The organism is Enterovibrio nigricans DSM 22720 (assembly GCF_900167155.1).
GTDB lineage: Bacteria > Pseudomonadota > Gammaproteobacteria > Enterobacterales > Vibrionaceae > Enterovibrio > Enterovibrio nigricans.
Window position 1 is genome coordinate 18,617 of record NZ_FUXU01000007.1, and the last position, 12,840, is coordinate 31,456.

11 protein-coding genes are annotated in these 12,840 nt (G+C 47.6%); 9 read left to right on the top strand and 2 right to left on the bottom strand.

Annotation, left to right across the window (positions count from 1 at the left end; genetic code table 11):
* Positions 1–14: 14 nt before the first annotated feature.
* From flgH to flgL, 6 genes are all read left to right on the top strand, one after another.
* Complete coding sequence (gene flgH, locus B5D35_RS04300) at positions 15–800, top strand: flagellar basal body L-ring protein FlgH (protein ID WP_078751361.1); 786 nt, start codon at positions 15–17, stop codon at positions 798–800.
* 28 nt (positions 801–828) lie between these two features.
* Positions 829–1,920 carry a flagellar basal body P-ring protein FlgI gene (locus tag B5D35_RS04305; protein ID WP_078751362.1) on the top strand — a complete coding sequence of 364 codons (1,092 nt, stop codon included), beginning with the start codon at positions 829–831 and terminating at the stop codon, positions 1,918–1,920.
* A gap of 3 nt (positions 1,921–1,923) precedes the next feature.
* Positions 1,924–2,880, top strand: coding sequence for a flagellar assembly peptidoglycan hydrolase FlgJ (gene flgJ, locus B5D35_RS04310; RefSeq protein WP_078751363.1), 957 nt, complete (start codon positions 1,924–1,926; stop codon positions 2,878–2,880).
* A gap of 54 nt (positions 2,881–2,934) precedes the next feature.
* Positions 2,935–3,393 carry a hypothetical protein gene (locus B5D35_RS04315; RefSeq protein WP_078751364.1) on the top strand — a complete coding sequence of 153 codons (459 nt, stop codon included), beginning with the start codon at positions 2,935–2,937 and terminating at the stop codon, positions 3,391–3,393.
* A 162-nt stretch (positions 3,394–3,555) separates the two neighbouring features.
* On the top strand, positions 3,556–5,433 hold the full coding sequence (gene flgK / locus B5D35_RS04320; RefSeq protein WP_078751365.1) for a flagellar hook-associated protein FlgK: 1,878 nt from the start codon (positions 3,556–3,558) through the stop codon (positions 5,431–5,433).
* Between the two features lie 12 nt (positions 5,434–5,445).
* Positions 5,446–6,639 carry a flagellar hook-associated protein FlgL gene (gene flgL, locus B5D35_RS04325; protein WP_078751366.1) on the top strand — a complete coding sequence of 398 codons (1,194 nt, stop codon included), beginning with the start codon at positions 5,446–5,448 and terminating at the stop codon, positions 6,637–6,639.
* 44 nt (positions 6,640–6,683) lie between these two features.
* Here the strand turns inward: flgL and B5D35_RS04330 are convergent, their stop codons facing one another.
* Positions 6,684–7,559, bottom strand: a complete 876-nt coding sequence (locus B5D35_RS04330) for an AraC family transcriptional regulator (RefSeq protein ID WP_244556506.1) — start codon at positions 7,557–7,559, stop codon at positions 6,684–6,686.
* A gap of 204 nt (positions 7,560–7,763) precedes the next feature.
* Here B5D35_RS04330 and B5D35_RS24760 point away from each other — a divergent pair, with 204 nt between their 5' ends.
* Together B5D35_RS24760 and B5D35_RS24765 are read left to right on the top strand one after the other, a co-directional pair.
* Positions 7,764–8,261 (top strand): MFS transporter, encoded by a 498-nt coding sequence (locus B5D35_RS24760; protein ID WP_244556503.1) that lies wholly within the window; start codon positions 7,764–7,766, stop codon positions 8,259–8,261.
* Positions 8,227–8,979, top strand: a complete 753-nt coding sequence (locus tag B5D35_RS24765) for an MFS transporter (protein ID WP_244556504.1) — start codon at positions 8,227–8,229, stop codon at positions 8,977–8,979. Before B5D35_RS24760 ends, B5D35_RS24765 begins: the two co-directional genes overlap by 35 nt.
* Positions 8,980–9,053: 74 nt before the next feature.
* Here the strand turns inward: B5D35_RS24765 and B5D35_RS04340 are convergent, their stop codons facing one another.
* Positions 9,054–11,153 (bottom strand): tetratricopeptide repeat protein, encoded by a 2,100-nt coding sequence (locus B5D35_RS04340; RefSeq protein ID WP_078751368.1) that lies wholly within the window; start codon positions 11,151–11,153, stop codon positions 9,054–9,056.
* Between the two features lie 465 nt (positions 11,154–11,618).
* Between B5D35_RS04340 and B5D35_RS04345 the strand changes: the two genes are divergently transcribed.
* Positions 11,619–12,761, top strand: coding sequence for a flagellin (locus B5D35_RS04345; RefSeq protein WP_078751369.1), 1,143 nt, complete (start codon positions 11,619–11,621; stop codon positions 12,759–12,761).
* Positions 12,762–12,840: the final 79 nt, after the last annotated feature.

Consider the following 12,840-nt stretch of genomic DNA (forward strand, 5'->3'; position numbering starts at 1 on the left):
GGAGTAGCACGCGGATGAAAAAAATACTGCTAACAGGTCTGTTGTTGGCAACCATTTCGGGTTGCTCTATGTTGAGCCCAGAAGACCTGTTGCCTCAAGATGAAATCGTGCAGGGCACCACGGACACCGATGCGGTTGAAGGTTCAACAGATCGGGGCAGTGAAGGGCTAATTGGCCTGTTACGTCAGCGTGAAGATGCTATTGCAGGCGATCCTAACTGGACACCGCTTCATCCGACCTCTCAGCCAGAGCATTATGCGACAGCAACAGGCTCCCTATTTAGTGTTTCACAAGCGCAAGATTTGTATGACGACACCAAGCCAAGAGGCATTGGTGATATCGTCACTGTCTTGCTAGAAGAAAAGACACAAGCCAAAAAAAGCGCAAGCAGTGACGCGAATAAATCCAGTGACCTGAGTATGGACCCGATGGAAATGGGCGGTCAGGAAGTAACGATTGGTGAGTCAAACCTATCTTATGCAGCAAGTCACGATAACAAAACCAGTGGCTCAACCAGTGCAGACCAAAGCAACAGCATCAGCGGTTCTATTTCAGTTGAAGTGGTTGATGTGTTGGCAAACGGTAACTTGATGATCCGTGGTGAGAAGTGGCTAACCCTGAATACGGGTGACGAGTATATTCGCCTAAGTGGCACGATTCGTCCGGATGACATCAGCCAAGAGAATACGGTTGCGTCTACGCGTATCTCTAACGCACGAATTCAATACTCTGGTACTGGAGATCGTCAAGATACTCAAGATCAGGGATGGTTGGCACGATTCTTTAATGTCGTCCTTTAACGCGTATTAACGTTGCCGGAGATTTGACGTGAAGCATTGGCTAACGCTGTTTTTTATTGCCTTGGTAGCAAGCCCTGTGGCACAAGCAGCCCGAATTAAAGATGTATCGGAAGTTGCAGGTGTGCGCAGCAACCAGTTAGTGGGGTATGGGCTTGTTGTGGGTCTTGCCGGTACGGGTGAAAGTACACCCTTTACCGATCAAAGCTTTAACGCCATGCTGAAAAATTTTGGCATTCAATTGCCGCCAGGCACGAAGCCAAAGACAAAGAATGTCGCCGCTGTTGCAGTAAGTGCAGAACTTCCGCCGTTTTCAAAGCAGGGTCAAAAAATTGACGTCACGGTTTCGTCAATTGGTTCGGCAAAGAGCCTTCGTGGTGGAACCCTCGTTCAGACGTTTATGAAAGGTCTGGACGGCAAAACGTATGCGGTTGCTCAGGGTAACCTGATTGTTGGCGGCTTCAGTGCAGAAGGTGCTGATGGTTCGTCTATCGTTGGTAATACACCAACTGTCGGACGTATTACCAACGGAGCAACGGTTGAACAAGAAGTCCCCAGCCCGTTTGGGCGTGGCGACCACATTACCTTCAACCTGTTTGAGTCTGATTTCACGACTGCCCAGCGATTGGCTGACTCGATCAACAGCTTTCTTGGCCCGAACACGGCGTCTGCGCTTGATGCAACGTCTGTGCGTGTTCGTGCACCGCGCGACCTTTCTCAGCGTGTGGCATTTCTTTCTACCGTTGAAAACCTAGAGTTTGTGCCCGCTGATGCAGCTGCAAAAATTATTGTGAATAGCCGTACTGGCACCATTGTTGTGGGACAGAATGTGAGGCTGCGTCCTGCGGCTATCACGCACGGTGGCATGACAGTGACCATTAATGAAAATCCTCAGGTAAGCCAACCGGGCGCATTCTCGGGTGGTGAAACCGTTGTGGTGCCAGATTCTGGTGTTGAAGTGAAAGAAGAAGATGGGCGCATGTTTCACTTCAGGCCAGGGGTGACCTTGGACGATCTTGTTCGCGCGGTAAATGGAGTCGGTGCCGCACCTTCAGATCTCATGGCTATCTTGCAAGCGCTAAAGCAAGCTGGCGCGATCGATGGCCAACTGATAGTGATATAAGCCATGAAAGCACCGATTGATACCGGATTCATACATGATCTTAGCCGATTGGATCTACTGCGTCAGAAAGCGACAGGTGGAGAGCAATCAGACGATGCGATGCGTGCAGCCGCAGAGCAATTTGAAGCACTGTTCACGCAAATGCTATTCAAGTCTATGCGACAGGCAAATGAAGCATTTGAGTCGGAGCTAATTGATAACCGCACGTCCAAGTTTTATGAACAGATGGCAGATGAGCAATTATCCAGTGCGTTATCACGTGAGGGTTCTTTAGGGTTAGCAGATCTTATTGTGCAGCAGTTCAAAGGGCCACAAAACAGTGAGCCGATGGACGTGGCAGAAAGCGCGGCCAGTCACGGTGTTAAATTGGGTCAATTGGCACCGCTCAGTACTTCTGATCATGCCTCAGTGTTACCGGAAATGAAAAACGTGGCGGCGATGCCCATTGATGGACAGCGTACGCCTGAGCCAATGCCTCCAAAAGCGGCGCCGTTTGAATCACCGGACGAATTTGTAACTCGCTTAACACCTTATGCGAAAAAAGCCGCGAGAAGCCTAGGTACGGATCCTGCTCTTTTGATCGCCCAGGCCGCACTTGAAACGGGCTGGGGTAAAAAGGTGATTGCTAATGCGAGAGGCAGCAGTCATAACTTATTCAACATTAAAGCAGACCCGCGTTGGGACGGAAGCAAGGTAGCGACGCAAACCTTAGAATTCTATGAAGATATTCCGGTGCAGGAAATGGCATCATTTCGTGCCTATGCTTCCTATGAGGACAGCTTTGATGATTATGTCCGCTTTTTAAATCAAAACCCTCGCTATGCGACGGCCTTGCAACAGACAGCACAACCTGAGCAGTTTGTTAGCGGACTACAGCAAGCAGGATATGCAACTGACCCACAATACGCGAATAAAGTCATGAGCATATTTGGGCGAGTTAAAGGATTGATGGAGCCGTAAGTTTGTTGTGTGTTGGTTAGCTTTGGGCTTTGTATTACGCGTAGGTGGAATAAAATGGCAGAGCAACCCAATCAAGTCTCATCACAAGACACAGATCCGAAAATCAATCCGACAGGAAACATCAAGGGGTCTATTTACAATGACCCTTTTATCCGATCCTTCCTCGAAAAAGTCCCCAAGGATATTGCGAGTAGTTTTACCGAGTCGCAACTGCTACAACTTAAACTGATGTTTGGAACACGGGCAAAAGCGCAGCATATCGTCGATATTCGAACTGTGATGGGCAGTTTTAGCTGGAGCTATTATTTTGTGTTCTTGCTGGGTCGTAACCGTCGAGATTTGACCCGGGCGGAACAGAGAATGGCTTATGCAGGAAAAGTGTTCTTTTTATTACTGGGGAGTTTAGTGCTTTTCTCCGTCGCCATTATCTCTCTGTATTTGGTGAAATCTTTCCTAGGCATCGATCTCTTGCCACATTTCTCATTCGGTCTTTGGACATGGTTGTCGGAGTAACGGCAATCACTTGCCTATATCAAGCAGGCGCCCAAGCACGCTGTGTGTGATTTCATCAAAACACATTGAAAAACAACATAAAACCTCTATGGCACGATTCTTGTATCACTAAATTCAATAATTACGTTTAAACAGTGATGCAGAGTTGCACACGGGGGCAGAATGGGGTTTGATCTGCTGACGCTCGGTTCTCAGGGCGTTCTGACAGCACAGCGGCAACTGAATACAACGGGTCACAATATTTCAAATGTGAACACTGAAGGCTACAGCCGTCAGTCCGTTGAACAGCGCGCCAACGACTCCGCCTATTGGTCTGCGAACCAATGGGGCCACGGTGTGCATGCGGCATCTGTTCGCCGCAACTACGACAAATTTGCGGTCAATGAATTCAACATTGCCACTTCAGCATTGTCTCACTCGCAAACACGTAATAGCCAACTCACCATGCTCGACGACATGATGTCGCACTCAGCAAAAAAAATTCCTGAGAACATGAACGAATTTTACGGTGCGGTAAAAGGCTTGACCGATAGCCCAAGCGACATGGGGGCGCGTAAGGTTGTATTGGAAAAGTCGCGCATGGTGGCAGCGGGTCTTAATGACATCAATACTATGCTCCAAGCGCAAGAAGCAGACACCACCGTAGAGATTGACGCCACGCTGACCAGAATGAATGACATCGGTCGTGAGATCGTCGACATTCATAAAGCCCTGCTGAAAAGCCAAGCGGTAGACAATGATTTACTGGATAGGCATCAACGTCTTATTAATGAGCTGTCTGAATTTACTCAAGTGAGCATCAACCAACGTGATGATGGTCTTTATAACGTCATCATAGGCAGTGGTCATAACCTTGTTTCAGGTCTTAGCTCCAGTGAGTTAAAGACAGTTCCCGGTGTGCCAGATCATCAAAAGCGTCGTTTGGCGCTGGTGGAAGGGAAAACCCTAAAGCCGATCGATAACGCGGACATTCGCGGCAGATTGGGAGCGATGTTTGAATACCGTGACAGTACGTTGGGTCAGGCACGCGATGAATTAGGTCGACTGTCTGCTGGCTTTGCGTTGTCAATTAACGAATTGCAATCGCAAGGTTTTGATTTGGCGGGAAACGTTGGAACAGATATTTTTGTCGATTTTAACAGTGATAAAATTGCGGCAGACCGTGTCATTACCAGTCCGGATTCTACCGCTGATCTGAAAGTTTATATTGATGACTTATCTAAGCTGAAAATTGGCGACTATCAACTCAAATTTGACGGAAGCCAATACACGCTGGTGGATCCTGAGAAAAAAATGGTTGCAGTGACGCCATCAGGAACGCCGCCTTCAATCTCGCATGATGGACTTAGAATTCAAGTTGATGCAGGTTTAGCGGCAGGCGAGCGCGTTATTCTCCGTCCGGTTCGACAGGCTGCAGGTCAAATTGCGGTCACGATGGAAGATCCAGCAAAAATCGCCGCACAGAGCTATGTCAGTTCAAAATCAGTGTTAACTGGCGAAGGGAACCTGAAAGTACTGCAGTCGGGCGCGCAAGACGAATTTCAGGTAGCCATCTCTCCGGATGCTTCTCAATTTGCCGTGTTGGACATGAAGGGCAATATTCTTCTAGCTCCGCAAGCTTATCCGCCTAGTGTGCCAGTGAGTGTTAACGGTACTGTGTTTGAGTTAAGCGGTGGTGCAGCCCATGAAGATATATTTGCGGTGAGTTTAAAGCCGGCAGATGGTGAAAACGGTAACCTCATACGAATGCAAAAACTGCAAACAATGAAGCTGATGGACGGTGGCCGTTCCAGTCTCATTGATGTGTATGAAGGGCTAAATACCGACCTTGGTGTGCAAAAAGCGTCTTATGTTCGACTTGAAGACGTGAGTCGTGTTGAGCATGATGCGGCCGCCGGACGTGTGGCGGAAATTTCTGGGGTAAACCTGGATGAAGAAGCGGCCAATATGATGAAGTTTCAACAGGCCTACATGGCGTCATCGCGCATTATGACCGCGGCAAACGAAACCTTTGAAACTCTGCTAAATGCAACCCGATAAAGGATCTGAGTGATGATTAGCCGTATTGCCAGTTTTCACAATTACCAGTCAGTGTCCAATGACCTGATGCGTCAGCAGGTGAAGTTGCAGGACAACCAAGACCAACTTGCGACGGGAAAACGTGTATTGACCTCAGGGGATGATCCTGTGTCGTCAATTTACATCCAAAACTTCCGCCAGCAAGACAAGCAACTTGATCAATACATTGATTCGATTACGTTGGCGCGTAACCGTCAGACGCGTGCGGAAATCGCGGTTGATGATGCCGAGCAGTTGATCGACAGCGCCAAGCGAAAAAGCATGGAAATGATCAATGGTTCGTTGTCAGAAGATGACCGAACAGCCCACCGCCAAGATATGAAGGGCTTGTACGATAACTTCATGAATCTAGTGAATGCCAAAGATGAATCAGGCAATTTCTTGTTCTCTGGAACCCAATCCAGTAAGCAGCCATTTTATCGCGACAGTGCGCTGAATGTTCGCTATGCCGGTGATAGTTATCACCGAACGGCGCAGGTGGCACCTTCAGTAGAAGTGCAAACGAGCGACCCGGGCGATCAGGTTTTTATGGAGATCGAAAATCCATTTGGTGACTATCAACCCGATTACGACTTGCAAGACGGCTCCTTGCTCCTCATGGCACAGGCGACCAACACCAATAATGCCGATGCATCAGATTATGCTGTCAGCTTTAACGTTGATAATAATGGCCAGACGCAATACGAGCTGTCACAAAACGGTACCGTGGTGAGCACGGGTGTTTACGACCCACAAACGGGCGTGCAGTTTGGTACCTTAAGTGTGAGTTTTGAGGGCGAGATGATGGACGGCGATCGCATTGCGCTGGAGCGTCAAGATACCTTTAATGTGTTTGAAACGTTTAAAAACGGTATCGACTTGTCGCACGAAAGCATTTTCAATGCCTCGGCTACAGCGGAATTGCATCAAGTGACTGAGCAATTTTCTGCCGCCTTCAAGCACCTCAACAAAGCCCGCTCAGAGGTGGGTACGCGCTTAACCACGCTGGATCGTCAAGAAAGCATGCATCGTGATTTTAAGCTTGTGCTGAATCGTTCGCTCGGGACGATGGAAGATCTGGATTATTCGACCGCGGTTATCGACATGAACGAAAACATGTTGGCGTTACAAGCCTCTCAGCAAGCCTTCGCGAAAACCAAAGATCTGAGTCTGTTTAACTACATCTAAGTCTGGAGGAAGGGCAGATTTGTACTTTGCCCTCCTTTCCCCGCCTACCCAAACAATTGCCGAAACGCCGTTGGCGTCATGTTTTTAGCCGCTTTGAATTGCCGGTTAAAATTCGAGAGATTGCTGAATCCTACCCGTTCAGACACAACAGAAACGGGCGTTTTTGAGCGGATGAGCATCTCGCTCGCCTTACCCAGTCGATAGCGTTTTAGGTGTTCAGAACAGCTGTTTGAAAAGTGCTTTTCGAACATGCGGTACACGGAGCTCTCACTCATATGCAGATGCCGACAAATGTGTTGCACAGTGATGGCTTCGTTGTAATGTTCGGCGATAAATTGCTGCGCTTTTTCCAGCTTATCTAATATCGGGGTGTCTTTCGCGACATACAGGCAGTACGGCCGAGATGTCAGGCTTTTGGCATTCTTATCTTCGCTAAGCAGTAAAAGAATCTCGATAACACGCAGAAATTGTGCCGATGGCTTAAGCTGGCAGGCCCCGTTCATGAGAGTGAAAAGTTGCCGAGCAGTAGACGGCGAAAGCTTCAGCCCTTTATGGGCTCTGAGAAGTAAATCGCTGACGGAAGAAAGGGCAGGGACACTGTCGATCACTGTATGCAGCCAGTCCTGATCGAGCCACATAATATGGGAACTGCTTGCTTTGTCTTTCGTTGCGATAGAACTGCCTGTCAGCATGTGCGGGATACCAGAACCAATTAAGTAGGCGGTTTGGTCTGTAATATCGCCTACGTAATCATCCATGATGAGTTTTCCGGCACTGACACAGTGCGGATCAATGTAAATAACGAGCTCAATCTCATTGTGATAGTGCCAGTTGCAGTGAACAAAATCCTTCGAATGGTCACAATGGTAGTCTGCGAAATGCCAATTAGGGCTAACATTTTTGTCTATCCTCTCAATCATCGGCTTCACGGTAAACCTCCAAATGTCTTGTTTGAAACCCTATTTTTACACAGGATGTCAGAAGCTTGGTAGAAAATGACTGAATAGTATTAGTGGTTGCCCGATGCGCATCACACAAAACGAGATTTAGTTTTTACACTTCTCTCAATGAAATCTGAAGACCATTCAGGCCTGAGAGTGAAGCCTGATAATAGGGTGAGAGAAATGAAAAACTACTGGAATTTTTTAATCCAAAAAGAGCCCTTGTTTTACTTACTTGTCTGTTTATTTGCAGGGCTGGGAAGCGGTTTCTTTATGCCGTTATTAAGTCTTTTTGTGATTGACGGACTCGGCGCGTCGCCGTCTCAAATGGGCGTTTACCTTGCACTTTCTGTTGTTAGTGGCGTCTTTGTTTCTCAACTGTTGGCCACACTGTCAGATTATGGGTGGGAGCGTCGTCGTATTATTGCCCTCTCGCAGGGCGCATTTATTGTGACAATGCTGCTGTTTGTTTTTATCCGTAGCTACTATCTTGCACTGCTGGTCACTATTTTTGTTTTCAGTATATCTTCTGCTGCACTGTCGCAAACCTTTGCATTGGGACGAGAGTATGCGGATAGGGGGCTGAAAGAAAATCTTGTCTTTGATGCGTGCCATGATGTCTCTTGCGTGGGTGATTGGCCCTCCAATGGCATTTATCGTCAAGGACATGGTGGGTTTTAACGGCGCTTTTCTTTTTGCTGCTGCGGTTATGTCAGTGTCGGTGATCCTGGTTCTTAATATTTCGTCATCCTCAGAAAAAAATATCGAGAAGAAAACGGAGACACAAGAACTGGAGGTGAAAAAACCGTGGAGAAAGATTGCCGGTGTGCCGCTTTATCTGGGGTCTGTCCTTATGCTGTTCTGGGCTAACAGTATGTATGTAATCTCAATTCCACTCTATGTCACAAAAGAGCTGGGGCTTGCTGACCCTATTGCCGGCCAGTTACTGGGGCTAGCCGCGTTGCTAGAAATTCCAATCATGGTACTTGCAGGATTGTGGGCGGCAAAAATTGCGCCTCAAAAGTTGATGGTACTGAGTGCGACAGTCGCATGCCTGTTCTATGTACTGCTTTTTAATGCTGATGAGCTGTGGCAAATGTACGTACTGCAATTATTAAATGGTTTTGCTGTGGGGATCAGTGCCAGCTTGGGGATGGTGGTTATTCAAGACAAGATGCCGAATCAGATTGGTGTTGCCACTACATTGTTTAATAACAGTATTATGGTCGCCAGTTTGATGTCAGGACTGGCTGTTGGATTGATTGCTGAGTACATTAACTACCACTCCGTGATGATCGCGATGATGTTTGCGGGTACCGTTGCGCTGATGTTGTTGACCCTGTCATTGCGACGGGAAAGGTCGAGCGAAACCGCTCATCTTGCGGTAGAACGTTCATAAGAAAAGGCCAGCATTCGCTGGCCTTTTGCTGGAGAGACATACAATCCACAGCTGTAGACTGTATGGGCATTACATTACAGCTGATACTTTATGTTTGTCGCCATTGCTTCGAGCAACGGATATTTGTTCTCCATCATAGGTGGATAGAAATACCCAATTTCTTTTTTATTACTGAGTTCGCGAGGTTTGGTGTAATCGGATTCGTTGGTGCCAGCGAAATAGACGTGGCAAGGTGTACCGACAGCCGTGGTTAGTCGGTGAACGGCTGTGCCCGCCGTGATCACCGTATCCAGCTCAGCGATAACGGCGGCAGTGCCACAAAAATCATCACGGAGATCCAAACCGTCTAATTGAAGTATGCGAATACCGGTTAGCTTCGACATTTTGTCCAATTCTTTTTTGCATTCCCCGTACTGCAGATTAATAAAAACTGCATCCGGCAATTGTTTGAGCAAGTGCGCTGTTTCATCCGCAATTAAATAGTGCATGTTTCGTGATGCGGCAGCTAAGCCGCTTCGCCAGCATATGCCAATTAAAGGCTTACCTGGATTGGCGGCACGCACTTCATCCAGTTCCGATTTCCAATGCTGTTTGTGGGCGTCAGGTGTCGCAATGTAGCCAGTACGGTAAACATGTCGACCATATTCGCGATAACACAAGGCGGCAAGGCTGCCTCCGGCAATCCAAGAGTTGGCTTCATTGAGCACAGATTCTGGGATTTGAATATCTTGATGGTCTGAACGTGTGATAGGAATGGTTATCGCATCAGGGAACGAGGTATTCACCAGGGTTTCCAAACGAGGGTCACACGCCACGTAGGTTTTTTGACAGTTGTTCAGAACAATGTCGAGGTTGTGAAGGTAAAGCAGTTCGTCACCCACACCCTGCTCAGGCATCACCAACACAATGTCGTTTTTAGGCCTGTTGAGATCCCATTGAGGAATGTCACCTCGGTATTTCAAGCGCTTGCCGCTTTCAATTCCCAGTTCATTGGTACGGTAGTATTCATCCCATTCTTCAAGCGAGCGATAGACAAAGCTTGAGTTAAAGCCGGAATCGACATCATCAGGATATTGCGCCATGTAGGCTTCAAGTAGGGCTTTTGCTTCTCGGGCTTCACCTTTATACCAAAGCACTTCCGCCAGATAACGAGACAAGTCAAGCTTGCTTTTATTTTTTGCAATCTCGGTCGCCGACATGATGAGACGCTGACATTCTTTGATCGCTTCAGGCGTAAAGTTATGTCGAGATTTTAGTAGGTTAAAACTTGCATTGGCCAAGCGATAGCGAATGTCTGCATCATTTGGGAATTGGCGAATGTATTCTTTCGCTCTGCGATACGCTTCGAGCCATTTTTCTTCTTTTAAATAGCTAAGCAGCATCAGGCGGCAAAGAATCGGCTCTTCTGGCCACTGTTTCATCGAAAACTGACAATGCTCTCTGGCTGCGCGGTAATCTTCGATTTTGATTGCCGTGTGGCAAAGCAGAACCCAAATTTCTTTATTCGGTAATGCTTGGTCCGTTGCGCGGGCCAATGTTTGATAGGCCAATGCATGCTTGTCTTCTTGAATGTGTAAACGTGCCAGACCCAATAACGCCTCTGGAACATCGCCAGCAACACTAATGACAGCTTGATAAAGTTGCTTGCCTTGGTCGATGTTATTTGAGGCCACCATTTGTTTGGCAAGATCGAGCGTTTCTTGTACTTCACTGCTTAATGCACTGTTTTTATGTTCTTGGCTTGCTGCTTTGTACTTTGCCGTTCGGCGGCTTTCGCCCAATTTGCCGGATGCAGCGGTAACCTGTTGCCGCATGGTTAGAAGCTCTTGATGGGTAGGTGCAACGGCCAACAGGCTATCAATGATTTCAAGCGCTTCATTGTTGACGCCATATTGCGTCAGGATACTGGCCTTATCAAAAAGCAGAGAGGCGTTGCCGGGCTCCATCATCAGTGCATTGTCTAACTTGGCAATTGCCGCTTGCCATATGCCATCTTCTGCATCCATGACGGCAAGCACCTGCAGTACCGGCACAGCATTAGGTGCATGAGAAAGGATTTGCTCGAAAACCTCACGCGCCTCTTTTTTCTTTTGGTGCTGATAGAGAGAGATACCGTGCTCAAATGCCTGCTCTAATGTCATTGCATTTTCATTCGTCGGTGAGGGATTGGTCATAAAGAATCCGTTTTAAGTGGTGGCGTAAAGTTTGCTGTCAAATATCGCTGGAAAGCCAGCAAATACCGTGCCGCAATGCAGGATTACCGCATAGTTAGAGTCCCCCTCATTACAGCTTATCGGCAGACATTTTGTTTTATTTACCGTGCATCTCTCTAATTTTTGAGAACTAATGCTATGTTTAGGAATAGGTACGGTTCAGAGGATCCGATTTGCCGTCTTAAACAGCAATGTGGTGTTTTTTTTGCCGCTCTTGAAATCACCACTGCGCGTTAATGAGTTAACTTATTGTAATTAAACAAAAATAAAAATTGGCACGCTAATTGTATATATCTGGGCATGAGGTATCAGCAATATTAGATACTGACCCTGATAACGAACTGAAGGCTGGTCCCGCTTCGCAATCGGACATGTTTGTCGCGGGTAGGCTGTTTCGCAAAAACGCGAAAGTCAAAGGAGAGCAAAATGGGTGTAACAGTTAACACCAACGTGTCTGCGATGACTGCGCAGCGTTACCTGAACAAGTCGACAAACGATCTCAATACGTCGATGGAACGCTTGTCGTCTGGTAGTCGGATCAACAGCGCAAAAGACGATGCTGCTGGTCTACAGATCTCTAACCGACTCATTGCCCAAACGCGTGGTCTTGATGTCGCGATGCGTAATGCGAACGACGGTATTTCCATCGCACAGACTGCTGAAGGTGCAATGCAGGAATCCACCAATATCCTGCAACGTATGCGAGACCTGTCGCTTCAATCTGCGAACGGTGCAAATGGTCCTGGCGAGCGTGTGGCAATCCAAGAGGAAGTGGCTGCACTGCAAGACGAATTAAACCGTATTGCTGAAACGACAGCATTTGGTGGTCGTCGTCTTCTGAATGGATCGTTTGGTGAGGCTGCTTTCCAAATCGGTGCTGACTCGGGTGAAGCGATCATCATGGGTTTGACCAGTATTCGTGCCGATGATTTCCGCATGGGCGGTAAAGAGTTCGTTGGTACGGCGCAAATGTCAGCGTCATGGGAAGTGTCATCGGGTGCATCTACGTTAGGCATTCAGTTCGTAAACAAAGATGGTCAGACCGTCAATGTTGATATTGCTGCGAAAGCGGGTGACGACATCGAAGAACTGGCCACTTACATTAATGGTCAGTCTGACGAAGAAGTGACAGCATCAGTCACTGAAGACGGTCAATTGCAGGTGTTTGTTGCAGAAAACCGACTGGCAAGTAATGTTACCTTCTCTGGTGCCTTGGCGACCTCATTGGGAATTGTTTCAGGTGCCGGTGCAGACGTGACTGCTCAAGACATCAATGTGAGCGATGTTGGTGGTGCACAAATGGCGGTGGGTGTTATTGACTCTGCCATGCAGTACATCGATAGCCAGCGTGCTGATCTCGGTGCGAAGCAAAACCGACTGAGCCATACCATCAGTAACCTGTCGAACATCCAGGAAAATGTCTCCGCGTCTAATAGTCGAATTCGTGATACCGACTTTGCGAAAGAGACGACGGAACTTACGAAAGGTCAGATCTTGCAACAAGCAAGTACGTCGATATTGGCTCAGGCAAAACAGTTGCCACAATCAGCACTTAACTTGCTTCAGTAACCGATTAAAATATCGAAGAAAAGCGGCAACTCATTGCCGCTTTTTTTATGTTTGGAATTCCCCACGAACATCGCCGTTC

Excerpts from the sequence above, each read along its gene's own strand:
- B5D35_RS04315 (WP_078751364.1), top strand. The coding sequence starts at position 2,935 with ATGGCAGAGCAACCCAATCAAGTCTCATCACAAGACACAGATCCGAAA.
- B5D35_RS24760 (WP_244556503.1), top strand. The coding sequence starts at position 7,764 with ATGAAAAACTACTGGAATTTTTTAATCCAAAAAGAGCCCTTGTTTTAC.
- flgK (WP_078751365.1), top strand. The coding sequence starts at position 3,556 with ATGGGGTTTGATCTGCTGACGCTCGGTTCTCAGGGCGTTCTGACAGCA.
- flgJ (WP_078751363.1), top strand. The coding sequence starts at position 1,924 with ATGAAAGCACCGATTGATACCGGATTCATACATGATCTTAGCCGATTG.
- flgH (WP_078751361.1), top strand. The coding sequence starts at position 15 with ATGAAAAAAATACTGCTAACAGGTCTGTTGTTGGCAACCATTTCGGGT.
- B5D35_RS04330 (WP_244556506.1), bottom strand. The coding sequence starts at position 7,559 with ATGATTGAGAGGATAGACAAAAATGTTAGCCCTAATTGGCATTTCGCA.
- B5D35_RS04340 (WP_078751368.1), bottom strand. The coding sequence starts at position 11,153 with ATGACCAATCCCTCACCGACGAATGAAAATGCAATGACATTAGAGCAG.
- B5D35_RS04345 (WP_078751369.1), top strand. The coding sequence starts at position 11,619 with ATGGGTGTAACAGTTAACACCAACGTGTCTGCGATGACTGCGCAGCGT.
- B5D35_RS24765 (WP_244556504.1), top strand. The coding sequence starts at position 8,227 with ATGGCATTTATCGTCAAGGACATGGTGGGTTTTAACGGCGCTTTTCTT.
- flgL (WP_078751366.1), top strand. The coding sequence starts at position 5,446 with ATGATTAGCCGTATTGCCAGTTTTCACAATTACCAGTCAGTGTCCAAT.